At 73.4% G+C, this 23,575-nt stretch carries 22 protein-coding genes; 9 read left to right on the top strand and 13 right to left on the bottom strand.

The window, feature by feature from the left end; translation table 11 throughout:
* Positions 1-32: 32 nt before the first annotated feature.
* From G6553_RS09335 to G6553_RS09310, 6 genes are read right to left on the bottom strand one after another with little or no spacing between them, the layout of a single operon-like run.
* Positions 33-1,457, bottom strand: coding sequence for an amidase family protein (locus G6553_RS09335; RefSeq protein WP_166191337.1), 1,425 nt, complete (start codon positions 1,455-1,457; stop codon positions 33-35).
* Between the two features lie 5 nt (positions 1,458-1,462).
* Positions 1,463-2,461 (bottom strand): oligopeptide/dipeptide ABC transporter ATP-binding protein, encoded by a 999-nt coding sequence (locus G6553_RS09330; RefSeq protein WP_166191335.1) that lies wholly within the window; start codon positions 2,459-2,461, stop codon positions 1,463-1,465.
* Entirely contained in the window at positions 2,458-3,474 is a 1,017-nt protein-coding gene (locus G6553_RS09325) for an ABC transporter ATP-binding protein (protein ID WP_347565605.1), read from the bottom strand. Before G6553_RS09325 ends, G6553_RS09330 begins: the two co-directional genes overlap by 4 nt.
* Positions 3,471-4,574 (bottom strand): ABC transporter permease, encoded by a 1,104-nt coding sequence (locus tag G6553_RS09320; protein WP_166191333.1) that lies wholly within the window; start codon positions 4,572-4,574, stop codon positions 3,471-3,473. Before G6553_RS09320 ends, G6553_RS09325 begins: the two co-directional genes overlap by 4 nt.
* Positions 4,567-5,523, bottom strand: a complete 957-nt coding sequence (locus tag G6553_RS09315; protein WP_207619563.1) for an ABC transporter permease — start codon at positions 5,521-5,523, stop codon at positions 4,567-4,569. The genes G6553_RS09320 and G6553_RS09315 overlap by 8 nt, the downstream gene beginning before the upstream one ends.
* On the bottom strand, positions 5,520-7,142 hold the full coding sequence (locus G6553_RS09310) for an ABC transporter substrate-binding protein (RefSeq protein WP_166191331.1): 1,623 nt from the start codon (positions 7,140-7,142) through the stop codon (positions 5,520-5,522). Before G6553_RS09310 ends, G6553_RS09315 begins: the two co-directional genes overlap by 4 nt.
* A 205-nt stretch (positions 7,143-7,347) precedes the next feature.
* On the opposite strand from G6553_RS09310, the gene G6553_RS09305 reads away from it, so the two are divergent.
* Complete coding sequence (locus G6553_RS09305) at positions 7,348-8,016, top strand: TetR family transcriptional regulator (protein WP_166191329.1); 669 nt, start codon at positions 7,348-7,350, stop codon at positions 8,014-8,016.
* A gap of 34 nt (positions 8,017-8,050) precedes the next feature.
* On the opposite strand, the gene G6553_RS09300 is transcribed toward G6553_RS09305, so the two are convergent.
* Complete coding sequence (locus G6553_RS09300) at positions 8,051-9,295, bottom strand: FAD-dependent oxidoreductase (protein ID WP_166191327.1); 1,245 nt, start codon at positions 9,293-9,295, stop codon at positions 8,051-8,053.
* Between the two features lie 162 nt (positions 9,296-9,457).
* Here G6553_RS09300 and G6553_RS09295 point away from each other — a divergent pair, with 162 nt between their 5' ends.
* Positions 9,458-11,107, top strand: a complete 1,650-nt coding sequence (locus tag G6553_RS09295; protein ID WP_166191325.1) for a class I adenylate-forming enzyme family protein — start codon at positions 9,458-9,460, stop codon at positions 11,105-11,107.
* 67 nt (positions 11,108-11,174) lie between these two features.
* Here G6553_RS09295 and G6553_RS22125 read toward each other — a convergent pair whose 3' ends face one another.
* The 5 genes from G6553_RS22125 to G6553_RS09270 form a co-directional block, all read right to left on the bottom strand.
* Positions 11,175-11,798, bottom strand: coding sequence for a TetR family transcriptional regulator (locus G6553_RS22125; protein ID WP_166191323.1), 624 nt, complete (start codon positions 11,796-11,798; stop codon positions 11,175-11,177).
* Positions 11,799-11,884: 86 nt separating this feature from the next.
* A complete protein-coding gene (locus tag G6553_RS21105; protein WP_347565604.1) occupies positions 11,885-12,520 on the bottom strand; it encodes a PaaI family thioesterase in 636 nt (211 codons plus the stop codon).
* A 204-nt stretch (positions 12,521-12,724) separates the two neighbouring features.
* Entirely contained in the window at positions 12,725-13,909 is a 1,185-nt protein-coding gene (locus tag G6553_RS22120; RefSeq protein ID WP_166191321.1) for an acyl-CoA dehydrogenase family protein, read from the bottom strand.
* A gap of 42 nt (positions 13,910-13,951) precedes the next feature.
* Positions 13,952-14,836: an alpha/beta fold hydrolase gene (locus tag G6553_RS09275; protein ID WP_347565603.1), complete on the bottom strand. Its 885-nt coding sequence runs from the start codon at positions 14,834-14,836 to the stop codon at positions 13,952-13,954.
* Positions 14,833-15,648, bottom strand: coding sequence for an IclR family transcriptional regulator (locus tag G6553_RS09270; RefSeq protein WP_166191320.1), 816 nt, complete (start codon positions 15,646-15,648; stop codon positions 14,833-14,835). Before G6553_RS09270 ends, G6553_RS09275 begins: the two co-directional genes overlap by 4 nt.
* Before the next feature lie 222 nt (positions 15,649-15,870).
* On the opposite strand from G6553_RS09270, the gene G6553_RS09265 reads away from it, so the two are divergent.
* The 7 genes from G6553_RS09265 to G6553_RS09235 are packed head-to-tail and all read left to right on the top strand — an operon-like array spanning position 15,871 to position 21,906.
* The gene (locus G6553_RS09265; RefSeq protein ID WP_166191319.1) at positions 15,871-17,025 is read left to right on the top strand and encodes a Rieske 2Fe-2S domain-containing protein; all 1,155 of its coding nucleotides are present in this window, start codon (positions 15,871-15,873) and stop codon (positions 17,023-17,025) included.
* On the top strand, positions 17,025-17,375 hold the full coding sequence (locus G6553_RS09260) for a hypothetical protein (protein ID WP_207619562.1): 351 nt from the start codon (positions 17,025-17,027) through the stop codon (positions 17,373-17,375). Before G6553_RS09265 ends, G6553_RS09260 begins: the two co-directional genes overlap by 1 nt.
* Positions 17,372-18,175 (top strand): SDR family NAD(P)-dependent oxidoreductase, encoded by an 804-nt coding sequence (locus tag G6553_RS09255; RefSeq protein WP_166191318.1) that lies wholly within the window; start codon positions 17,372-17,374, stop codon positions 18,173-18,175. Before G6553_RS09260 ends, G6553_RS09255 begins: the two co-directional genes overlap by 4 nt.
* Positions 18,172-19,035: a TIGR03619 family F420-dependent LLM class oxidoreductase gene (locus tag G6553_RS09250; RefSeq protein WP_166191317.1), complete on the top strand. Its 864-nt coding sequence runs from the start codon at positions 18,172-18,174 to the stop codon at positions 19,033-19,035. Before G6553_RS09255 ends, G6553_RS09250 begins: the two co-directional genes overlap by 4 nt.
* The gene (locus tag G6553_RS09245; RefSeq protein ID WP_166191316.1) at positions 19,032-19,535 is read left to right on the top strand and encodes a nuclear transport factor 2 family protein; all 504 of its coding nucleotides are present in this window, start codon (positions 19,032-19,034) and stop codon (positions 19,533-19,535) included. Before G6553_RS09250 ends, G6553_RS09245 begins: the two co-directional genes overlap by 4 nt.
* Entirely contained in the window at positions 19,532-20,317 is a 786-nt protein-coding gene (locus tag G6553_RS09240) for a glucose 1-dehydrogenase (RefSeq protein ID WP_166191315.1), read from the top strand. Before G6553_RS09245 ends, G6553_RS09240 begins: the two co-directional genes overlap by 4 nt.
* Positions 20,314-21,906, top strand: a complete 1,593-nt coding sequence (locus G6553_RS09235) for an AMP-binding protein (protein ID WP_347565602.1) — start codon at positions 20,314-20,316, stop codon at positions 21,904-21,906. Before G6553_RS09240 ends, G6553_RS09235 begins: the two co-directional genes overlap by 4 nt.
* Here G6553_RS09235 and G6553_RS09230 read toward each other — a convergent pair.
* Complete coding sequence (locus tag G6553_RS09230) at positions 21,897-23,573, bottom strand: AMP-binding protein (RefSeq protein WP_166191314.1); 1,677 nt, start codon at positions 23,571-23,573, stop codon at positions 21,897-21,899. The two genes, G6553_RS09235 and G6553_RS09230, sit on opposite strands and share 10 nt — an antisense overlap.
* Between the last annotated feature and the right edge of the window lie 2 nt (positions 23,574-23,575).

Below are 23,575 nucleotides of genomic sequence, written 5' to 3'. Positions count from 1 at the left end.
CGTGCTCGCCCGGCGCGTCCCACCGGGTCACGTCATCCGCGACCAGCAGGTGGGGCGGGAGCGTGACGTGACCAGGGCCGTGCCTGCTCGAGCTGGCCGGCCACGGCGAGGAGCAACCCCTCGCTGCCGAGGTCGGCGGCGAGCTGGACGCCGATGGGGACGCCGGTGGTGTCCGTGCCCGTGGGCACCGACACCGCGGGCATGCCGGTCACGTTGAAGACGCTGGTGAAGCCCGAGTACGTCGACGCGTGCTCGTAGATCGCCTCGGGCCGGGTCGTGTCGAGCAGGCCGAGCGGCGGCGCCGGCTGCGCGAGCGTCGGGGTGAGCAGCAGGTCGTGGTCGCGGAAGGCCGCGCCGACCTGCCAGCCGACCTCCTGGAGGTAGCGCAGCGCGCGGTTGAGGTCGGCGGCCGACAGCGAGCTGTAGTGGTCGTGGAGCAGCCGGGTGAACGGCTCGAGGTCGTCCTCGCGCAGGTCGCGGCCGAGCTCGGCCAGGCGGTCCTGCACGGTGACGACCAGGTTGGCGCCCATGACCAGGCCCGACCGGGCGGCGACCTCGGCGGCGTCGTACGGCGCCTCGATCGGCACCACCTCGTGGCCGAGCTCCTCGAGCAGCCGCGCGGTGGCGAGCGTGGCCGCGACGCACTCGGGGTGGGTCTCGCGGCCGGCGAGAACGGTGTACATCCCGATCCGCAGCCGCCCCGGGTCCGTCCGCGCGGCCTCCACGTAGGACCCGGTCGGGGTCGGGGCGACGTAGGCGTCGCCGGGCAGCGGCCCGGCGGTCAGGTCGAGCAGCAGGGCGCTGTCGCGGACGGTCGTGGTGACGGCGTGGTGCACCGAGACGAGGTTCGACAGCGAGCCGGTCGACGGGGCGGTGGTGACCCGGCCGCGGCTAGGCTTGAGCCCCAGGAGGCCGCACGCCGAGGCGGGGATGCGGATGGAGCCGCCGCCGTCACTGGCGTGCGCCACCGGCACCAGGCCGGCCGCGACGGCCGCCGCCGACCCGCCGCTCGAGCCGCCCGGGGACCGGTCCGGCGCCCACGGGTTGCGGGTCGGCCCGCCCCACTGCGGCTCCGTGCTGGCGTTGAGGCCGAGCTCAGGGGTGTTGGTCGTCCCGAGCACCACCATCCCCGCCTGCCGGTAGCGCGTGACGACCTCGGAGTCCCGATCGGCCACGGCGTCGGCGAACAGCCGCGACCCTCCCGTGGCGGGCAGCCCGGCGACGTACGTGCCGAGGTCCTTGACCAGGAGGGGTACGCCGCGCAGTGGGCCGTCGGGCAGCCCGGCGTCGACCTCGGCGAGCGCCTCCTCGTAGCGGGTGCTCACCATGACGTTGAGCCGGCCGTCGCCCTCCTCGAGGCGGGCGATCGCCGCCTCGGCGACCTCGCGAGCCGACACCTCGCCGGCCGCGACCGCCGCCGCGAGACCGGTGGCGTCGAGGTCTGCGAGGTCGGCCATGTGGCTCACTTGCCGGCCCCGACGGCCACGTGGTGGCACGCGACGGTGTGGCCCGGCGCGATCTCACGCATCCGCGGCTCCTCGGCCGCGCACCGGTCGGTTGCGATCGGGCAGCGGGTGCGGAAGCGGCAGCCCGACGGCGGGTCGAGCGGCGAGGGCAGCTCGACCGAGACCTGCTGGGCGTGCGGGTGGTCCTGCGGCTCGCCGGGGATCGAGGCGAGCAGCAGCCGGGTGTAGGGGTGCACCGAGGTGCGGTGCATCTCGTCGGAGGGCACGACCTCGCAGGCCTTGCCGAGGTACATCACCATCACCTGGTCGCTGATGTTCTTCACCACCGACACGTCGTGGGCGATGAAGACCATGCTCAGGCCGAACGAGCGGGCGCTGGTCTCCAGCAGGTTGAGGATCTGGGCCTGCACCGAGACGTCGAGGGACGAGACCGGCTCGTCGCAGATGAGCACCTCGGGGTCCATCATCAGCGCGCGGGCGATGCAGACCCGCTGGCACTGCCCGCCCGAGAGCTCGTGCGGGTGCTTGTCGCGGACCGCCTCGGGGTCCAGGCCGACCGAGCGGAGCATGTCGTCGACGAGCACCTCCTTCGGCGTCTCCCCGTCGTGGCCCCAGATCGAGCGGCCCTCCCAGACCAGGTCCTTGACCTTGCGCCGCGGGTTCAGCGCCGAGACGGGGTCCTGCATGATGATCTGCATCCGGGCGCGGGCCCGGCGCAGGTCGCGGGAGCCGAGCTCGGTCAGCTCCAGGTCGCCCAGCCGCACGCTGCCGGAGTCGGGCGGCGGCAGCTGGATGAGGGCCCGCCCGATCGTGGACTTGCCGCAGCCGGACTCGCCCAGGATGCCCAGCGTCGTGCCGGGCGGGACCTCCAGGCTCACGCCGGAGACGGCGTGGACCTTCTGCCCGCGGCCGACCGGGAACTCCACGACCACGTCGGTCGCCTTCAGCGTCGAGGCGTGGGTGCGGGCTGGAGCGGCCTGCTCGGTGACGGTCATGCTCCGACCTCCTGGTGCTGGTGGTGCAGCGGTGCGGTCAACGGGAAGTGGCAGGCGACGACCGAGCCGGCCGCCGCGCCGCGCGGCTCCAGGGCCGGCGCCTCGACGCGGCAGCGGTCCACGGCGTACCGGCAGCGCGCCGCGAAGCGGCAACCGGCCGGCGGCGCGAGCATGTTCGGCGGCGAGCCCTCGATGGTGGCGAGCAGGCTGTGCGGCCGGCTCTCGATGCTCGGGATCGACTCGATGAGCGCCTGGCTGTAGGGGTGCCGCGGCGTGCCGAAGACGGCGTCGGTGCCCGCGGACTCGGCCACGCGGCCGGCGTACATCACCGCCACCCGGTCCGTGCGACCCGCGACGGTGCCGAGGTCGTGGCTGACGAGGATCGTGGCCATGTGAAGCCGCTCGGCCAGCGACTGGAGCAGGTCGAGGATCTGCTTCTGCACGGTCACGTCGAGGGCGGTGGTGGGCTCGTCGGCGATCAGCAGCTGCGGGTCGCAGGCGAGCGCCATCGCGATGACGACGCGCTGGCGCATGCCGCCGGAGAGCTCGTGGGGGTACTGGCCCGCCCGGCGCGCCGGCTCCGGGATGCCGACCTGCCGCAGCAGCTCGACCGCACGCTCGCGGGCGGCACCCTTGCTGAGCCCCTTGTGGAGGCGGAGGCTCTCGGTCAGGTGCAGCCCGACCCGCTTCACCGGGTTCAGCGAGGTCATCGGGTCCTGGAAGACCATCGCGACCGTGGTGCCCCACAGCTCGCGCCGCCCGGCCGGCTTGACACCGTGGACGTCGACGCCGGCCAGCCGCACCGACCCGGTGACCTCGGTGGTCGGGCCGTTGGTGATGAGCCCCATGATCGTGCGGCCCAGCACGGACTTGCCCGACCCGGACTCCCCCACGATGCCGAGCGTCTCGCCGGCCGCGAGGCTCAGCGACACCCCGTCGACGGCACGCATCGCCCCGCGCGGGGTCCGGAAGGTGGTGTGGAGGTCGTCGACCTCGAGCAGGGGTGCGGTCACAGCTTCACGCTCCGGGAGTCCCAACGCGCGCGGGCCTTCTCACCCACGAGGTTGAAGGCGAACACGGTCAGGAAGAGGAAGGCGCCGGGCACCAGGACGACCTGCGGGTGCTCTTGGAACACGTCGCCCTCGCCCTCGGCGATCATGTTCCCCCAGGTGGGTGCCGGCGGCTGGATGCCGAGGCCGAGGAAGCTCAGCGACGCCTCGGCGACGATGAGGATCGAGATCATCACGATCGCCAGCGACACGATCGGCAGCAGCACGTTCGGCAGCAGCTCGCGCAGCATGATCCGGCCCCGCGTGGCCCCGAGGGCGCGGGCCGCGACCACGAACTCGCGGTTCGCGTACGCCATCGTGGTGGCGCGGGCGAGCCGCACCATGCTGGGGATCGTCAGCAGCGCGAGCGAGAAGGCGATGTTGCGCAGCTTCGGCTCCAGCACCGTCGCGAGGGCGATGAGCAGGATGAGCGGCGGCACGGCCAGCAGCGAGTTGGTCAGCACGCCGACCACGCGGTCCACGCTCTTCTGGAAGTAGCCGGCCAGCAGGCCGACCGCACCACCGATGATCGTGCCGATGACCACGGCGCTCAGCGCGATCAGCAACGACGAGCGGGCGCCGTAGACGGAGCGGGCGAGCAGGTCCAGGCCGAAGCCGTTGGTGCCGAGCGGGTGCTCGGAGGCCAGGTCGGGCCGGGCGAAGGGCTCCTCCAGCAGGGTGCTGGCGACGTCCTCGTGCTCGGCGAAGGGCAGCACCGGTGCGAGCAGCGCCACCCCGACCAGCAGCACCAGCCACGCCATCGCCAACCAGTACGTCAGGTCGAAGCCGGGTCCCGCGACGGCCCGGCCGAGGCGCGACCCGCCGGCACCAGCCAGCACCAGCCCGACCAGCACGAGGACCAGCGTGGCGACCGTGACGAGCGGGGCGAGGAGACCGACCACGAGCAGCGCCAGGCCGGCGCCGGTCAGGCCGGCGCCGAGGAGGACCGCCGTACGCCGTGGGCGTGCTGCCGGCGCGTCGGCGCCGGCCGCGGGGGCCAGCGCCGCGGCCTCCGGCGGCTCGGCCTCGAGCAGCGGGGGCTCCGGCTGGGTGAGCTCAGACATGGGCACGTCGCGTCCTGGGGTCGAGGTAGCCGTAGGAGAGGTCGATGCCGGCGTTGATGAGCACGTAGAGCACCGCGATCACCAGCACCGCACCCTGGACCATCGGGAAGTCGCCCTGGTTGGCGGCGTTGACGACCAGCGATCCCATGCCGGGCAGGGAGAAGAGGTACTCGACGATCACGGTGCTGCCGATGAGCCGGCCGAGGCTGAGGCCCATCAGCGTCACCAACGAGAACGACGAGGGTCGCAGCGCGTCGGAGAACAGCACCCGCAGCGGCGGCATGCCCTTCGCCCGCGCGGCCAGGATGAAGTCCTCGCGCAGCGTCGTGATCAGGTCCCCGCGGAGCACCCGGGCGAACATCGCCAGCTCCGCGAGGGCCACGGTGAGCGCCGGCAGGAACGCGTGGTGCAGGTTGCCGAGCAGGTCACCCTCCCCCAGCCGGACCCACTCCGACCGGGGGAACCACCCGGTCCCGTCGACGACCAGCATGATGAGCAGCAGACCGGCCAGGAAGCTCGGCACCGACAGCAGCGCGAAGGTGCCGGCGCTGATGAGCCGGTCGACCATGCCGCCCTCGTGGTAGGCCGACCACATCGCGACGGGGACGGCGATGAGCATGGCCATCACCAGCCCCATCACCGCGATCTGGAGGCTCACCGGTAGCGCCGAGACGATCCGGTCGACCACCTCGGACTGCGGGGGGACCACGGACCGGCCGAGGTCCCCCTGCGCCGCCGACACCAGCCAGTCGAGGTACCGGCTGAACGTCGGCTCGTCCAGACCGAGCTGCTCGCGCAGGTCGGCGTACGCCTCGGGCGGCTGACCGGCTCCGAGGATCGCCACCGCCGGGTCGCCCGGCAGCAGCGCCATCAGGGAGAAGACCCCGAGGGAGACGATCAGGAGGACGAGGACCAGCTCACCGACCCGGAGGGCCAGCTTGCGGGTCACTGCACCAGCCAGGCGTCGGAGAAGTCGGGCATGTACTCCGCGCCCAGCTCGACGCCGTAGACGTTCTCGTTCCACGCGTGGACGGCGGCGTTGGCGCCGGAGACGACGTTCGGGATGTCCTCGTTGTGCAGCGCCTGCATCTTGTCGAGGACCTCCTTCATCTCCTCGTCGCTGTCAGCGGCGCGCAGGTCGGCCAGCAGGCCGTCCATCTCCTCCGAGGCGTAGCCGGTGGCGTTGCCGAAGCTGGCGGAGTTGAACTCGCTGTTCATGCGGTGGTACGGGTCGGACTCGGCTGCCGACAGCGCGCCGCGGGCCAGGTCGAAGTCGTGGTCGACGTAGACGCGGGAGGTCTGGTCGGCGATCGAGGCGACCAGGTCGGTCTTCACCTTGAAGCCCACGCGCTCGAGCATCGCCTTCATCGCGACGGCCTGGGTGCGCGAGGTCGGGTCGGAGCCGTCGAGGTAGGTGATCTCGCCGTCGAACCCGTCGGCCTTGGCCTCCTCGACGAGACGCTTGGCCTCCTCGAGGTCCACCGGCAGGGCAGCCTCGCTGGTGTCCCACTTCGACTCCGGGGGGAACATCTCCTTGCCCGGCAGGCCCTTGCCGTCGTACGACCGCTGGTAGTCCAGCTCCGGGTCGTAGGCCAGCGCGATCGCGCGGCGCACGCGCGGGTCGGCGCCCGGGTAGCCCTCGCGGTTGTTGATCGAGATGGTGTTGCCGAAGCTGGTGAGCGTCAGGTTGCCCGCGATGCCGGCCTCGACGACCTCGTCGACGACCTTCGGGTCACGCATGAAGGCCACGTCGGCGCTGCCGTCCTCGAGCGCGTCGAGCTTGGACTCGTCGGCGAGCGGCCAGAAGAAGCGGATGGCGTCGAGGTTCGGGGCGCCGTCCCAGTAGTCCTTGTTCGCCTTGAGGATGAGCTCCTCGGCGGGCTTGTAGGAGTCGAAGACGAAGGCGCCCGCGCCGATCGGCGTGAACTCCTCGCCGGCGTACGCCGCCGGGGCGACGATCATGCCAACGGCCTGCGACAGCATCGCCGGGAACTTCGCCCACGCCTCGTTCATCGTGAACACGACGGTGCGCTCGTCGGCGACCTCCATGTTCTTCAGGTTCGGGCCGAGGATGGCGGTGTCGACGCCCTGGTTCTGCATGTACCAGTTGATGCTGCCGACCACGGCCTCCGCGTCCAGCGGCGTGCCGTCGGAGAAGCTGACGCCCTCGCGCAGGGTGAGCGTCCAGGTCTTGAGGTCGTCGCTGCTCTCGAGGGACTCGGCGAGCTTGGGCTCGAACTGCTGGGTCTCGGTGTCGAGGGTCATCAGCGTGTCGTAGACCGCGAGCATCGCGCCGCCGCCGGAGGCGCCGGTGGCGTAGCTGACCGCCGGGCTCAGGCTGCGGATCTCGCCGTAGTCGGCGAAGTCGAGGGTGCCGCCCTTGACCGGCTCGCCGGCGTCGGGCTGGTCGCCGATGACGCCGAACTGGTAGCGGCCGCGGTCGACCTCGGTGCTCCCGCTGTTGGAGTCCTTGCTTCCGCCGTCGTCGGACGCGCACCCCGAGAACAGCAGGGCGCCGGTGACAGCGGTGACGGCGAGACGGGCCAGGACACCCTGGTGCAACTTCATGTCGTTCCTCCGGATCGGGGTGGTGCGGGAGGTGCTCGGACCGCCCGTGCACCGTGCTGCGCCGGACGCTAGGGGCTGTGCGCTGGGTCACTTCGGGGCCAGTCCCACTCAACGGGCGGATCTAAGACAACTGTCTGCTCCACCGCAGGCGGGCGGCTCGCGGGCCGGCTCCGGGGCCCTCGCCCGGACGCGCGACGATGGCCCCGTGGAGGACGAGAACCGCGACGCTCGGCGACGGATGATCGAGGTCGCCGAACGGCTCGTGGCCGAGGAGGGTCTCGGCTCGGTGTCGCTGCGCCGGGTCGGGCAGGAGGCGGGGCAGCGCAACAACTCCGCCGCGCAGTACCACTTCGGGTCCCGGCAAGGGCTCGTCGACGCGATCGTGCAGCTTCGCTCCGCGCAGATCGACGCTCGTCGCGCAGAGCTGTTGACCGCGCTGGACGAGGAGCTCGGCGGCCGGCCCGCGGACGTGCGCGCGCTGGTGCGGGTGCTGGTGCACCCGCTCGTCGAGAGCGCGGCCGGCGAGCCACGGCGTACCCACTACCTGCGGTTCCTCGCGAACGCCACCGACCACTACTCGCTGCGAGGCTCCTGGCAGGTCGGGGAGTTCCACCCGCCGACCTACCAGCTCGTCGTCCAGCGGCTCCGCGCCACCCTCCCAGGGGTCCCCGAGGCGACGTTCGACCGGCGGGTGCGCTGGGTCTCCCGCGTCAGCCTGCGGCTGCTGGCCGACCACGAGCTGACCCTGGTGCAGGACGACGACGGCCTGGTCGCGGGCACCACCGCGCGGGTGCTCGCCGACGTCGTCGACATGCTGGTCGCTCTCGTCGCCGCACCGGACGACAGCGGCGACGGGGCCGGCGACCGGGACTAGCCGGGCGGCACGTACATCGCGATGCGCTCGCGGCTCATGCCGGCACCGGCTCGGCCCACGCGGCCGCGAAGACCCCGTGCGGCAGGGGGTCGCTCCACCGGCCGGTGAGCGCGAGTCCCGCAGCCAGTCGACCGATCTCGTCGGCCGCCATCGCACCCCGCTCGCCCTCGACGACCACGACGGTGCGGTCGTCGGCCCAGTCGATGTAGGGACGGTCCGAGGGGGTCGCGCAGACCAGGCACGGCCGGGTCCGCATCGACAGCACCTCGAGGTCCGGCAGGAGCTCGTCGAGGAGCGCTCGGGTCTCCTCCAGGTCCGCCTGGTCACCGCCGGTGCGGGTCCACGCGGCGATCTCCTCGCGGCTGTGCAGCGGGTGGCGGAGCAGGCTGTCACCGGAGGTCTTGAGGTACCACCGGCGATCCGGGTACGGCACCGGGGCCATCACGATGCCGCCGTACAACCGCTCGCCGTCGCGGACCTTCATCATCATCATCGTCGGCATGTCGACGGCGTCCGGGCCGGCGACCTCGGTGAGGACGACCGTCGCCCCGTAGGTCGGGGTGACCAGCGGCCGGTCGAGCAGCCCGGTCGCGTTCGTCGCGGCGCCGGTGGCAAGGACGACCCGATCGGCCAGCGCGGTCCGGCCGCCGCGGGTGCTCAGGCGGACGGCGTCCCCCACCCGCTCGGTCCCGACGACCTCGTCGCGCACCAGCTCCGCACCGGCCGCCACCGCCGCGGCCAGCTCCGCCTGCACCAGCGCGCGCGGGTTCAGGATCGCCGCGCCGCGCTCGCGCAGGGCGACGTGGCCGGGTTCGAAGGTCAGCGAGGGGTACGCCGCGGCCAGCTGCTCCTCGTCGAGGTGGTCGACCTCCACGCCGAGGTCGACCGCGTTGCGCGCCAGCAGCTCACGGTCGAACCACAGCGAGGGACCCGCGCCGGCGCCGCCGGGCAGCACCGTGACCGAGTGGGTCGGGGTGAGGAAGTCGATCCCGGTGCGGGCGGTGAGGTCCGCGAAGCGCCGCCGGCTGCGCATCGCCAGCATCGAGGTCACCAGCGGCACCTCGAGCACGTGGCAGAGCCGCCCCTGGTCGTAGTAGCCGGCCCACGTCCCCTCGTGGGTCGCCGGGTCGTCCGGCTCGTCCGGGCCGACCACGAGCACGCGGACGCCGGACTCGGCGGCGTGCCGGGCGGTCGCGGAGCCCAGCGGACCCGCGCCGACCACGGCGAGGTCGTACGGCTGGTCGGGCTGCCCGGCGAGGGGCGGGTGGTCGTCGGGCACGGCGTCTCCGGGGTGAGGTGGGCGGACGCGCGCCAGCGTGACCGTCGTCGTCGACCGCGGACCGTCGTCGTCCCGCTCATCGGTAGGACGCTGTGGTCCGCGTCACGAGGTGGACGAGACTGGGCGGGCCACCCGCACGACGAGTCCTCGCCAGGAGAGCGCATGACCACGCAGACCGATCCCCGCCTCGCCGCGCAGCAGGTCGTCGCCGGCCTCACGGGGCCGGGCGCGCCCTTCGAGCTGGTCCGCGAGGAGGTGCTGGGCGCGCCGGTGACGCTGTTCGCGAACCGTCGTCGCGCGCTGCACGAGGTCCTCGCCGACTCGGTCCAGCACGGCGACCGCCCCTACATCGTCTCGCTCGAGGAGGAGCTCTCCTTCGCCGAGCACGCGGCCCGGGTCTCCTCGCTCGCCCAGGCGCTCCGCGAGGAGCACGGCGTGGGCCGGGGCGACCGCGTCGCCATCGCCGCCGCCAACACCACCGAGTGGATCCTCACCTTCTGGGCGGTCACCTCGCTGGGCGCGATCGCCGTCGGCTTCAACGCCTGGTGGTCGGCGCGCGAGCTCGCCTACGGGCTCCAGCACGCCGAGCCGGTCCTCGTGGTCGCCGACGACAAGCGGCGGGCCCTCCTGGCGGGCTCCCCCGTCCCGGTGCTCGGCCTCGACGACGTACGCCGCCTGGCGGCCGCGCACCCCGAAGCGCCGCTGCCGTCGGCCGACGTCGCGGAGGACGACCCCGCGGTCATCCTCTACACCTCCGGCACGTCCGGGCGGCCCAAGGGCGCGACCCACTCGCACCGGAACCTGTGCTCGGTCATCGAGTACCACCGGATGAGCGACGCGCTGATGGCCGCCTTCGGCGACCCGACCGACGCGCGCGACCGGTCCTACCTGCTGGTCATGCCGCTCTTCCACATCGGCAGCCTGCACAACCTCGTGGCCCCGCGGCTCGCGACCGGCAGCAAGGTCGCCCTGCACCTCGGCTCGTTCCAGGTCGACCCCGTGATGCGGCTCGTCGAGAAGGCCCGGGTCACCAACTGGGGCGCCGTGCCGACGATGGCAGGCCGCCTGCTCGAGGCCGACCTGTCGGCGTACGACACCTCGTCGCTGCGCGCCTTCTCCCTCGCCTCAGCGCCGTCCTCGCCCCAGCTGAAGGAGCGGCTGCGCACCGGGCTGCCGTTCGCCTCGGCGCTGGTCGACAGCTACGGCCTCACCGAGTCGTGCACGGCCGTCGCCGTCGCCACGCCGATGGACCTCGCGGACGCGCCTGGCACGCTCGGCCGCCCGATCGTCGGGGTGGAGCTCGAGGTGCGCGGTGCCGACGGGCAGCCCGTGCCGGCGGGCGTCGAGGGCGAGATCTGCGTGCGCAGCGCCTACAACATGCTCGGCTACTGGAAGGACGACGTCGCCACCGCGAGCTCGCTGCGCGAGGGCCGCTGGCTGCACACCGGCGACCTCGGCACCCTCGACGAGCAGGGCCGGGTCAGCCTCAGCAGCCGGCGCTCGGACCTGATCATCCGCGGCGGCGAGAACGTCTACCCCGCCGAGGTGGAGGGCGTCCTCACCGACCACCCCGACGTCGCCGAGTGCATCGTCATGGGCGTCAGCCACCCGGACCTGGGCCAGGAGGTCGGGGCGGTCGTCGTCCCGGCGCCGGGCGCGGAGGTCGACGGCCTGGAGGAGCGGCTGGCAGCGTACGCCGCCGAGCAGCTGGCCTACTTCAAGGTGCCGACCCGCTGGAAGCTCACCACCCACCCGCTCCCCCGCAACGCCACCGGCAAGGTCGTGCGCCGCGAGGTCGCGCTCGAACGCTGACGGCAGGACCGGTACGACGAAGGGCCGCCCCCAGGTGGGGGCGGCCCTTGTTGCTGTCGGTGCGCCGTCAGGCGGCGTCGCCGGTCCGGCTGCCCGCGTCGCGGGCGCCGACGACCAGCGAGACGACGAGTGCGGTGTCCTCCTCGAGCTCCTGCGGGTCGGTGCCGCGGTTGAGCGCGGAGATGATCATGCCGTACCACGCCTGCTCGAGGATCCCGAGGAGCCGCAGGTCGTGCGGGGTCGGGTCGGCGATCCCGCCGGCGTCGAGCATGACGTCGATGAAGACCTCGGTCACGCCGGCCGAGGGCGTCTGGGCGACGGTCGCGTTGTTGGACTGCATCATCGCGTGGGCCAGCAGCGGACGCCGGAGCAGCTCACGCCCGGCACGCACGAGCATCCGGGCGATCCCGTCCGCCGGGGACTCGTCGGGCACCCGCTCGACCGTCATCGCGGCCAGCTGGTCGACCTGCGAGCGCATGAGGGCGGTGAAGAGGTGGGTCTTCGAAGGGAAGTAGCGGTAGAGCGTGGCGATCGCGACCCCGGCGTCCTTGGCGATGTCGTGCATCTGCACGCGCTCGAGGCCCTTGGCCGCCCCGTGGCGGGCGGCGGCGCGGAGGATGCGGGCGTACCGCTCCTTCTGCTCCCGGGACGTCGGCTCGGCCGGCGGCCGGTCCTCGGCGACTCGTGGCACGGCACTCCCTCGGTGGACGGTGGGTCCATCCTCCGGCCTCGGCCGAGGTGGCGTGGGTCACGCTACCGATGAGTGAGACGCGTGACTCAACCCCGCGCCGCGCCGCGGCCCGGCCGGGGCAGGTGCTTGTCGATGAACAACCCCTCCGCGGACACGCACACCTCGCCGCCCGCGACGATCTCGCCGGTCGTACGGATCTTGCGGCCGTCGACCGACACCTGCCGCGCCCGGACCAGGAGCTCCTCGAACAGCGGCGTCGTCCGGTGGTACCGCAGCGTCAGCGTCCCGGTCATCCCCGACAGCCCCGCCCAGTGGTTCGCGACGCCGAGGGTGTGGTCGAGCAGCAGCGCCGAGACACCGCCGTGCACGCAGCCGGGCGGGCCCTGGTAGGGCAGGCCGAGCGTCACCCGCCCCTCGATCGACCCGTCCGGCAGGCCGCCCAGCGCCAGCGGCGGCGCGACCGCGTTCTCGGGCCCGGTCACCGGGTCGTGGCGGGTCACGCCCTCGCCGCCCCACATGTCCACGAGCCGCTGCTCGCGCGTCGGCGCGTGGGACTCGAGGTGCTCCGCGACCTCGGTCAGCCGCGCGGCCACCTCGGCCATCTCCGCCGCCGACTGGCCGCCGGCGTGCAGCAGCGCCGCCACCACCCGCCGGGCGGCTGCCACGGCGGCGTCCACCCCCGCGTTGCTGGGCGTCGCGGTCAGTGTCGGTCGCTCGGTCACGGGTGTGCTCCTGTCGACGTACGGCGCTCGCAGGCCAGGGGTCCTCGCCCGCCCGGCGTCCCCGGGTCCCGACCGGTCGGAGGCCGGGCGGGCGGCCGCCAGGTTCATGGGGGCGCCGACGAACCTGACGGTCCCCCGGCAAGATGTCATCGGTGCACCGTGAGGTTCATCGGGTAGCCGATGGACCTCACGGCCGGCCGGGGCTCAGATCATCGAGAGCAGCGGGCCCGGCGGCGGGGTGACGCCGATGTCGGTGAGGGCGCCGACGTGGTTGACGGGGCCGGGGACGTGGATGGCGTGCGCGAGGCCCATGTGGCCGTCGCGCCAGAACCGCTGGATGGGGTTGTCCATCCGCAGGCCGTTGCCGCCGGACCGGGCGACGACCTCGTCCATGGCGCGGACGGCGCGCCAGGCGGCGGCCACCTGGGTGCGGCGGGAGGCGGCGCGCTCGGCGAAGGTGATCTCGCGGCCGGCCTCGGCGGCGTCGTAGAACCGCGAGACGTTGTCGAGCATGGCGGTCCGGGACGCCTTGATCTCCTCGGCGGCGGCGCCGATGGTCGAGAGGACGTACGGGTCGTCGGTGACCTTCGTGCCGGTCACCTGCACGCGGGTGCGCTGGTAGGCGAGGTGGGCGGCGAGGGCGCCCTCGGCGATGCCGATGACGGCGCTGGTGATGCCCATGGGGAACGCCGTGGTGAACGGGATGTGGTAGGTCGGGCTGGTCAGCCCGGCGTTGCGCGGGTGGGAACCGTCGAGGAAGCCCATGAAGTCCATGACCCGGTTCTCGGGGACGAACGCGTCGCGGACGACGACGTCCTTCGACCCGGTCCCCCGCAGCCCGACGACGTCCCAGCTGTCCTCGACGATCTCGTAGTCCGACCGCGGCAGGATCACGTGGTAGTTGCGCGGCGGCATCACCCGGTTGCCGTCGGCGTCGCCGAGGAACGCACCGAGGAAGATCCAGTCGCAGTGGTCGGTGCCGGAGGAGAACTGCCAGCGGCCGTTGAAGACGTAGCCGCCGTCGACGGGACGCAGGATCCCCATCGGGGCGTACGGCGAGGCGATCCAGGTGTCCTGGTCCTCGCCCCACACGGCCTGCTGGACCTCCGGGTCGCACATGGCCATCTCCCACGGGTGCACCCCGACGATGCCCGCGACCCAGCCGGTGGAGCCGTCGACCGACGCGAGCCGCATGACGGTCTCGGCGAAGTCGCGCGGGTGCGCTTCCATGCCGCCGTACGTCGCCGGCTGCAGCATTCGCATGACGCCGGTGTCCCGCAGCAGCTTCGCGGCCGCGTCGTCGAGCCGGCCGAGCTTCTCGTTGGTCTCGGCGAGCGCGGCGATCTCCTCGGCGCGCTCCTCGACGGCGTCGAGCACGGGGTGGGGCACGGTTCCTCCTGGAGGCGGGTGGAAGGGCTGGCTGGCCGCAGGTCAGTCGGCGCGGGTGAGGAACGCGAGCACGACGGCCTCCCAGGCCGCCTTCTGCTCGATCATCGCCCAGTGGCCGCAGCTGGGCAGGACGTGCAGCTCGGCGTCGGGGATGGTGCGCATCGGCACCAGCGCCATGTCGAGCGGGCTGACGCGGTCGTCGCGGCCCCAGGTGAGCAGGGTGCGCGCACGGACGCGGTGCAGCATCGCCCAGTACGGCGGCTCCGGGGACCGCTCGGCCGCGCGGGTCATGCCCTCGAGCGCGGCCCGGCTGTACATCCGGCGTGCTGCCTCGAGGGTGCTCGGCTCGGTCGCCTGGGCCCAGCGCTCTTCAATCATCTGCTCGGTCACGATCGAGCGGTCGAAGACCATCGAGTGCAGCCACGCGACGAGCCGTTCGCGGCTCGGCGACTCCGTGAACTCCATCAGCAGGTTGAGCCCCTCGCCAGGAGCCGGGCTGAAGAGGTTGCGACCGATGCCGCCGACGGTGACCAGGCGGCGTACGCGCTCGGGCTCGGCGACCGCGAAGCGGGTGCCGACCAGGCCGCCCATCGAGTTGCCGACGACGTCGACCCGGTCGAGACCGAGCCCGTCGAGGAACCGGCCCACCGCGGGCAGCGCGGCGACCATCGGGTGCTGGTCGGTGGGGTCGCTGACGCCGAAGCCGGGCAGCTCGAGGACCAGGCAGCGGAAGTGCGGGGCAAAGGTCGGGAGGTTCTCGCCGAAGTTGCGCCAGCCGGTGACGCCCGGGCCGGAGCCGTGGAGCATCAGCAGCGGACGCGCGCTGGAGTCGCCGGCCTCGTGGTAGCGCAGCACCCCCTGGTCCGTGGGGAGCTCCCGCACCTCGGCAGTGCTCACCTCGGCAGTGCTCACCTCGGCGACGCTCACGCGGTCACGGTCCGCAGCCGGCGCGGCCCCCGCCCGGGCTGCCAGTCGGGGTGGAGCTCGGCGGTGACCCGGCGCGCGGCGTCGAGGACCAGGGGCGCGACCCGCTCCAGCGGCGTCGAGGCGTCGCCGACCAGGGAGATGGCGCCGACCGGACCCTCGGGCCCGCGGATGCAGGCGGCGACGCAGGCGACCTCCTCGAAGCACTCGCCGCGCTCGAAGGCCAGCCCGTGGCGGCCCCGGACGCGGGTGAGCTCGTGGTGCAGCGCCTCGAGGTGGGCGACCGTGCGACCGGTCATCGCCCGCATGTGGGGGCCCACCCGCTCGTCGACCTCCTCGGCGGGGAGGTAGGCGAGCATCGCGCGCCCCAGGGCGGTGCAGTACGCCGGGGCGTAGCCCCCGACGCGGGAGGGCACGGCGGTCGCGGGGCGTGCGCCGATCTTGTCCAGGTAGCGCACCCGACCCTCGTCGAGCACCGCGAGGTGCACGGTGAGGCCGGTGCGGACCATCAGCGAGTGCAGGTGCGTGGCGGCCGCGGCGCGCAGGTCGGAGGTGTCGTCGATGGCTCCCCCGAGCTGGAGCGCGCGCTGCCCCAGGCTGTAGCCGGACGAGGAGTGCTCGAGCCACTGCAGCTTGAGCAGCTGGTCGAGGATCCGGTGCGCGGTCGAGCGCGGCAGATGGGTGATGCGGGCGACGTCCTCGAGCGTCAGGCGCGCCGTGCGGCACGGGAACGCGTCGAGGATGAGCGTCATCCGCTCGACCATCGAGGGGGGCAGCTCACGGCGCTCGGGGGCTTCGGCATGGGCGACGGTCATGGCTCTCCTCCGCAAAACTGAAATTCATTCTAGGTCCGGCGACGGGCGTCACACTACGCCTCGGAGCGCTGGACGGTAGCCCTAAACCAGAATTCGTTCTAGTTTTTGCCGAGAAGGTCCCGCCCTTCCGGTCAGTGGGACCGGCGACCCACGTCAGCGCCGCCACCGACCCACACTCGACCGACCGTCACCACCCCCGCCCAAGCACCAGCTGGAGGACAGATGAGCGCCGCCCCGGACGAGGTCCGCCACATCGAGGCGGAGGCCGCACCGACCCGCTACGCGCGGGGCTGGCACTGCCTCGGGCTCGAGCGCGACTTCCGCGACGGCAAGCCGCACGGCGTCGAGGCCTTCGGCGGCAAGCTCGTCGTCTTCGCCGACAGCGCCGGCGACGTCAAGGTGCTCGACTCCTACTGCCGCCACATGGGGGGCGACCTGTCCCAGGGCCAGGTCAAGGGCGACCAGGTCGCCTGCCCCTTCCACGACTGGCGCTGGGGCGGCGACGGCCGCTGCAAGCAGATCCCCTACGCCCGCCGCGTGCCGCTGCGCGCCCGCACCCAGGCCTGGCCGACGCTGGTGCAGGACGGGATGCTCTTCGTCTGGAACGACCCCGAGGGCAACCCGCCGCCGGCCGACGTGACGATCCCCCGCATCGAGGCGTACGACGACCCCGAGCACACCGACTGGGTCTGGTACACCACGACCATCGAGGGCGCGAACTGCCGCGAGATCGTCGACAACGTCGTGGACATGGCGCACTTCTTCTACGTGCACTACTCGTTCCCGACGTACTTCAAGAACGTCTTCGAGGGCCACATCGCCACGCAGTTCATGAACGGCGAGAGCCGCGAGGACATCCTGCCCCCGCCGAAGGAGGGCCGTCCGCCGGCCGTCAAGGCGCAGACCTCGGTGGCCAGCTACCACGGGCCGTCGTTCATGATCGACGACCTCGTCTACCACTACGAGGACTTCGACGTCCCCGCGGTGCTCATCAACTGCCACTACCCGGTCGACGCCAACACCTTCGTCCTGCAGTACGGCGTCACGGTCAAGAAGCTTCCCGGGCTCGACGACGCCGCCGCGACGAAGATGGCCGAGAAGATGGGCAACTTCATCCGCCTCGGCTTCGAGCAGGACGTCGCGATCTGGAAGTCCAAGGCCCGGATCGACAACCCGCTGCTGTGCGAGGAGGACGGGCCGGTCTACCAGCTGCGCCGCTGGTACGAGCAGTTCTACGTCGACGTCGCGGACGTGACGCCAGAGATGACCGAGCGCTTCGAGTTCGAGATCGACACGACCCGCCCGAACGAGGCCTGGCGCCGCGAGGTGGAGGAGAACCTCGCCCGTCGCGACGCCACCAGCGGGCAGCCCGCCTGATGTCGGTCCGGCCGGACAACCGGCTCGCCGACGGGCCGATGGCGCCCGTGTCCTGCACGACGTGCGGGGCCCGGGTCGAGGCCCGCAAGAGCAGCTGGGAGCAGACCACCGTCCAGTGGCACGCCGACGCCGTCGAGCGCTGCCTCGAGCGGCGGGCGAGCAGCACGCGCTCGGGTCCCAACGGCACGGCGTTCCCCGGCTGCGAGGCGCTGCGGGCCAGCATCCGGGAGGCGGCCGTCCGCGGTGACCTCGCCGTGCAGGACGGCGCGCCGCTGCCCACCAACCCCGAGCACCCGCACCCCGCCAGCCCCCGTCCTGACGGCCCCGACCACGAGGTGACCCACGCATGATCGACGTCGACCGCCACGGCCCCTGGGCCGTCATCGCCGGCGGCTCGGAGGGCGTCGGCGCGTCCTTCGCCACCCGGCTCGCCGAGGCGGGGCTCGACCTCGTGCTGCTCGCGCGCAAGCCCGGCCCGCTGGAGGAGACCGCCGAGGCGGCCCGCGCGCTCGGCGCCGAGGTCCGCACCCTGGCCGTCGACCTGACCGACGCCGACGCGATGGAGCGGATCGCGGCGGTCACCGACGACCTCGAGGTCGGCCTGCTGGTCTACAACGCGGGCGCCAACACCTACGGCCACGAGTTCGTGACCGGTGACCTCGAGCGGTTCCAGCAGGTCATCGACCTCAACATCACCGCCCAGCTCGCCCTCGTGCGTCACTTCGGCGAGAAGATGAAGCAGCGCCGCCGCGGCGGCCTGCTGCTCGTCGGGTCGCTGGCCGGCTTCATGGGCTCCGCCCAGATCTCGGTGTACGCCGCGGTGAAGGCCTTCTGCCGCGTCTTCGCTGAGGGCCTGTGGCTGGAGATGCGGGAGCACGACGTCGACGTGCTCGAGTTCGTCCTCGGCGTCACCCGCACCCCCGCGATGGCCCGCGCCGGCCTGGCGATGGACATCCCCGGCCTGCACGTCTCCGAGCCCGACGACGTCGCCCGCCAGGCGCTCGCCCTTCTCGGCGACGGCCCGGTCCAGGTCGCCGAGGGCAACGAGAAGGCCGTCGAGGTGCGCAGCCGCACCGACCGGGCCCGGCTCGTGCTCGGTGCTCACGAGGCCGCCAAGCGGGTGCTCCCGCCGGCCTCGAAGCCCGCGTGAGCCTCCGGATCGGTCTGGTCAGCCCGGTCGTCACCGCCAACCCCGGCGCGCACGACGACTGGGAGGCCGGGGCCGGGATCGCCGAGCTGGCGCGCATCGCCACGCTCGCCGACCAGCTCGGCTTCGACCACCTGACCTGCAGCGAGCACGTCGCGGTGCCGACGGCCGTCGCCGCCGAGCGCGGCGCGACGTACTGGGACCCGCTCGCCACCCTCGGCTACCTCGCCGCCCGCACCGAGCGGATCCGGCTGGCCACCCAGGTGCTGGTGCTCGGCTACCACCACCCGCTGGAGATCGCGAAGCGCTACGGCACCCTCGACGTCGTCAGCGGCGGCCGGGTCGTGCTCGGCCTGGGGGTGGGCTCGCTGGAGAAGGAGTTCGCGCTGCTCGGCGCGACCTTCGAGGGTCGCGGCGCGATCGCGGACGACGCGCTCGCCGCTCTACGCGCCTCCCTGGGCCGGCGCACACCCAGCTATGCCGGCACCCACTACTCCTTCGACGACGTCGTCGTCGAGCCGCACGCCGTCCAGGACCGGGTGCCGCTGTGGATCGGCGGGCGTACGCCGCGCTCCCTGCGCCGGGCACTGGCCCTGGGCGACGGCTGGGTGCCGTTCGGGCTGGGACTGTCGGCGCTCACCGCGATGCTGGCGGACGCCGAGCTCCCGGAGGGCTTCGAGGTGGTCCTCTCCCCCGGCCGCCCGGTGGACCCGCTCGGCGACCGCGACGCCACGGCGGCGCGGCTGCGGAAGGTGCTCGACGCGGGCGCGACGATGATCAGCACCGCGGTCCACGCGACCTCGGCGGACCACTACTGCGAGCAGCTGGCGGCGCTCGCCGCCGTCGGCGAGGAGATCGGATGAGCACGGACGCGGACACCACGACCGACCGGCTCGCGGCGCTCGAGCGTCGCCTGCAGGCGCTGGAGGACGAGCGGGAGATCACCCGCCTGGTCACCGCCTACGGCCCCCTGGTCGACGCCGGCGCCGCCGACGAGGTGGCGGCGCTGTGGACCGAGGACGGGGTGTACGACGTCGACGAGGCCTTCCTCGACGGCGGCGACGCGGTCCGCGCCATGGTGACGTCGACGGGCCACCAGAAGTGGATCGAGCGCGGCTGCGCGCACGTCCTCGGCCCCGCGCACGTGACCCTCGACGGCGACGAGGCCGTCGCGGTCTGCCACTCCCTCATGGTCGTCCACGGCGAGCAGGGCTTCCGCGTGCGCCGCGCCACCGCCAACCACGTCCAGCTGCGACGTACGCCGGCGGGCTGGCGCGTCACCGTGCGCACCAGCCGCGTCCTCGACGGCCGGCCGGAGTCGCCGGCGCTCCTCGGGGCCGGCGCGCGGGGCGAGCGCCCGTGAGCGGCCGGGGGCAGGGCCGCCTCGCCGGGCGCGTCGCCGTGGTCACCGGTGCCGGCGACGGCATCGGCGCGGCGGTGGCCCGGGCATACGCGGCCGAAGGCGCCCGCGTCGTGGTCGCCGACCTGTCGGAGGAGCACGGCCGGGCCGTCGCGGCGGAGGTCGACGGCCTCTACGTGCGCACCGACGTCAGCGACAAGGCTCAGGTGCACGCGATGGTCGACGCCGCCGTCAGCACCTACGGCTCCATCGACGTGCTGGTCAACAACGCCTGGGGCCACATCCCCTACAGCCGCGTCGAGGACAAGACCGACGACACCGTCGACCGGGCCTTCGCGGTCGGCTTCCGGGGGCCGCTGTGGGCGATGCAGGCGGCGTTCCCGCACATGAAGGCGCGCGGCTGGGGCCGGGTCGTCAACATGTGCAGCCTCAACGGCGTCAACGCCCACATCGGCAGCATGGAGTACAACACCGCCAAGGAGGCGCTGCGCACCCTCACGCGCACCGCGGCCCGCGAGTGGGCCCCGACCGGCGTGGTCGTCAACGCGGTGTGCCCCGGCGCGAAGAGCTCCGCCTTCCGCCGGGCGATGTCGGAGCACCCCGAGCTCGAGGCCGCCGCGGACGCCGGCAACCCGATGGGCCGGATCGGCGACCCCCTGGCCGACATCGCACCGGTCGCGGTGTTCCTCGCCGGCGACGACTGCCGCTACCTCACCGGCAACACGCTGTTCGTGGACGGTGGGGCGCACATCAACGGGGTCGCGTGGCAGCCTGACCTGCCGTGACCGCGCCGGCGCCCGACCTGACGTTCGCCCGCCTCGTCGCCGACCGCGCCGAGGACGACGCGACGGCGCTGTGGTTCGAGGAGCGCTCGTGGACCTGGCGCGAGGTCGTCGTCGAGGCACGCGTGCGCGCCGGCCTGCTCGAGCAGCTGCGGGTGGACGGGCCGTGGCACGTCGGCCTGGCGATGGAGAACACCGCCGAGCACCTCTTCTGGTGGTGCGCCGCCGCGCTCGCCGGCGCGACCGTCGTGGGCATCAACCCCACCCGCCGCGGGCCCGAGCTCGAGCGCGACATCACCTTCACCCGCTGCCAGGCGCTCGTCGTCGACGACAGCCGCCGCCCGCTGCTCGCCGGGCTCGCGACCGGCGTCCCGCCCGAGCGCACCCTGCACGTCGACGACCCGACCCACGCCGAGCGGCTCGCCGCGGCGGTGCCCGGTGACCTGCCGCTCCCCCTCGCGCGCGCCGACGACGTTGCGGCGGGCACGGCGTACTCGCTCGTGTTCACCTCCGGCACCACCTCCGCGCCGAAGGCGGTCATCTGCACCCAGGGCCGGCTCGCGCGGATCGCGGTGCAGCAGGTCGAGCGGCGGGCGCTGACGAGCGACGACGTGTTCTACGTCGTGATGCCGATGTTCCACTCCAACGCGATCATGGCCGGGATCGCGCCGGCGGTGCGGACCGGCGGGACGGTCGTGCTCCGACGACGGTTCTCCGCGTCGGGGTGGCTGCCGGACGTGCGGCGGCACGGCGTCACGTTCTTCAACTACGTCGGCAAGCCGCTGCACTACGTCCTCGCGACGCCCGAGCGGCCCGACGACGCGGACAACCCGCTGCGGGTCGCCTTCGGCAACGAGGCCTCGGAGCGCGACATCGCGGAGTTCTCGCGGCGCTTCGACTGCCAGGTGGTCGACTCGTTCGGGTCGAGCGAGGGCGAGATCCGCATCATGCGGACCTCCGACACGCCGCCCGGTTCGCTAGGCCGCGCACCCGAGGGGACGGTCGTGGTGGACCCCGAGACGCTCGAGGAGTGCCCGCCGGCGCGGTTCGACGACGCCGGGGTGCTGGTCAATGCCGACGAGGCGGTAGGCGAGATCGTCAACAAGACCGGCGCCGCGCTGTTCGAGGGCTACTGGGACAACCCCGAGGCCGACGCCTCCCGGCTCCGGCACGGGTGGGTGTGGTCCGGCGACCTCGCCTACCGCGACGCCGACGGCTTCTTCTACTTCGCCGGCCGCGCCGGCGACTGGCTCCGCGTCGACGGGGAGAACGTCGCCACCGCGCCCGTCGAGCGGCTCCTCGGCCGGTTCCCGGCGTTCTCGTCGGTCGCCGTGCTCGCCGTGCCGGACGAGGCCGTGGGTGACGCGGTGCTGGCGGTCGCGGAGCTCGAGCCGAGGGCGTCGTTCGACGCCGACGCCTTCGCCGACTTCCTCGCCGCACAGCCCGACCTCGGCACGACCTGGGTGCCGCGCTACCTGCGCCTGGTCGACGCGCTCCCCCGCACCGCCACCAGCAAGGTCGTCAAGCGCGACATCGACGCGGGCCTCGACGGCGTGCTGGTCCGCGAGGGCCGCTCCTACCGCTACCGCTGAGGCGCCGGCAGCAGCGCGCTCCGGCCGTGGGCGGCGAAGTCCTCCGCCAGTGCCTGCCGACCGGCCCCGCCCAGCGGCTCGTACGACGCCGTGCGACCGACGCGCACCCAGACCGGGTCGTCGGTCAGCCATCCGGCCGCGCGCAGCGGCGCCTTGTCGACCTTGCCGCTCGCGGTGAGCGGGACGGCCGCGGTGACGCGCACGAAGCGCGGCCACTCCTTCGCGCCGAGGTCGGGCTGCGCGGTAAGGAACGCCCCGAACGCCTCGGCGTCGAAGGGGTTCCCCGGCGTCATCTCCAGCGCGCACATCACCTGGTCGCCGGTCACCGGGTCGGGCACGGCGTGCACGACGGCGGCGAGCACGCCCGGCGCCCGGGCCAGCACCCGCTCGACCGGCGCGGTCCCGACGTTCTCGCCGTCCACACGCAGCCAGTCCGACGTGCGCCCGGCGAACCACAGGAACCCGTCGGCGTCGCGGTAGGCCAGGTCCCCGGACCAGAAGTCCGCCCCGCGCACCCGGTCGGCCGTCGCCTCCGGGTTGCGCCAGTAGCCCTCGAACGCTGCCGCCCCGCCGATCGCCACCATCTGCCCCACCGCCTCCGGGTTGAGCAGCCGGCCCGCCTCGTCGAGCACCGCCGGCGGGCACTCCTGCCCGGTCGCCTCGTCGAGCACCCGCACGTCGGCGTCGCCGGCCGGCACGCCGAGCGCACCGGGTGGGGTGCCGGGCGTGCGCGCGACCCGGAACACGCCCTCGCTCATGCCGTAGCCCTCGACCACCTCGCAGCCGAACCGCTCCGCGAACCGCGCCACGTCCACCGCCGACGCCTCGGTGCCGAAGGCCAGCTCGAGCGTCGAGGTGCGGTCGCGCGGGTCCTCGGGCCGGCTCAGCACGTACGACAGCGCCCGGCCCACGTAGTTGACGAACGTGACGCCGTGGCGGTGCACGTCGGCGCTGAACGACCCGGCCGAGAAGCGCCGCACCATCGCCACCGTCGCGCCGACCCGCATCGCCGTCGCCAGGTTGAGCATCACCGCGTTGCCGTGGAAGAGCGGCATGCACAGGTACGTCACCGACTCGCGCCGCAGCCGCACCCGCCCGACGAGCGCCTCCGCCAGCCGGCCCAGCCGGCCCTGCCCGACGACGACCGCCTTCGGCGCGCCCGTCGAGCCGGAGCTGAACAGCAGCATCGCGACCGCGTCCGCCGGCGGCAGCGCGTCCGGGCCGGGGACCGGTGCGCCGCGGTGGGGCACCAGCGCGGCGGCGTACGCCGGGGCGTCGACGTCGAGCACGCGGCCGGCGGGCAGTCCGTGGTCGGCGCCGGCGAGCAGGCGGGCCAGGCGCTCCTCGGTCACCAGCACGTCGACGTCGGCGTGCTGCAGGTCGCGGGCGAGCTCGGCCCCGCTGCGGCTGGAGTTGAGGCCGACCGTCACCGCACCGGCCAGCGCCGCGCCGGCGATCCAGAAGACGTGGTCGGGGACGTTCTCGAGCAGCAGACCGACGTGCCGCTGCCGCCCGGTCGGTGCCTCGGGCACCAGCGCGGTGAGCAGCGCGGCCCGGGCGGCGCCCTCGCGGACCACCTCGTCCCAGCTCCACTCCCGGTCCTCGAAGCGCAGTCCGACGGCCGGGTCGCCCGACCGCGAGGCCACGATCTGCGCGAAGGTCTCCACGG

This window comes from Nocardioides sp. IC4_145, assembly GCF_011250565.1.
Taxonomy (GTDB): Bacteria; Actinomycetota; Actinomycetes; order Propionibacteriales; family Nocardioidaceae; genus Nocardioides.
This window is presented reverse-complemented; position numbering and strand designations above follow the sequence as displayed.

What these genes read in the sequence shown, in the direction of transcription:
- G6553_RS09310 (WP_166191331.1), bottom strand. Translation starts at nt 7,142, where the DNA reads ATGAAGTTGCACCAGGGTGTCCTGGCCCGTCTCGCCGTCACCGCTGTC.
- G6553_RS09330 (WP_166191335.1), bottom strand. Translation starts at nt 2,461, where the DNA reads ATGACCGTCACCGAGCAGGCCGCTCCAGCCCGCACCCACGCCTCGACG.
- G6553_RS09260 (WP_207619562.1), top strand. Translation starts at nt 17,025, where the DNA reads ATGTCGGTCCGGCCGGACAACCGGCTCGCCGACGGGCCGATGGCGCCC.
- G6553_RS09270 (WP_166191320.1), bottom strand. Translation starts at nt 15,648, where the DNA reads ATGACCGTCGCCCATGCCGAAGCCCCCGAGCGCCGTGAGCTGCCCCCC.
- G6553_RS09295 (WP_166191325.1), top strand. Translation starts at nt 9,458, where the DNA reads ATGACCACGCAGACCGATCCCCGCCTCGCCGCGCAGCAGGTCGTCGCC.
- G6553_RS09320 (WP_166191333.1), bottom strand. Translation starts at nt 4,574, where the DNA reads ATGTCTGAGCTCACCCAGCCGGAGCCCCCGCTGCTCGAGGCCGAGCCG.
- G6553_RS09265 (WP_166191319.1), top strand. Translation starts at nt 15,871, where the DNA reads ATGAGCGCCGCCCCGGACGAGGTCCGCCACATCGAGGCGGAGGCCGCA.
- G6553_RS09245 (WP_166191316.1), top strand. Translation starts at nt 19,032, where the DNA reads ATGAGCACGGACGCGGACACCACGACCGACCGGCTCGCGGCGCTCGAG.
- G6553_RS09255 (WP_166191318.1), top strand. Translation starts at nt 17,372, where the DNA reads ATGATCGACGTCGACCGCCACGGCCCCTGGGCCGTCATCGCCGGCGGC.
- G6553_RS09335 (WP_166191337.1), bottom strand. Translation starts at nt 1,457, where the DNA reads ATGGCCGACCTCGCAGACCTCGACGCCACCGGTCTCGCGGCGGCGGTC.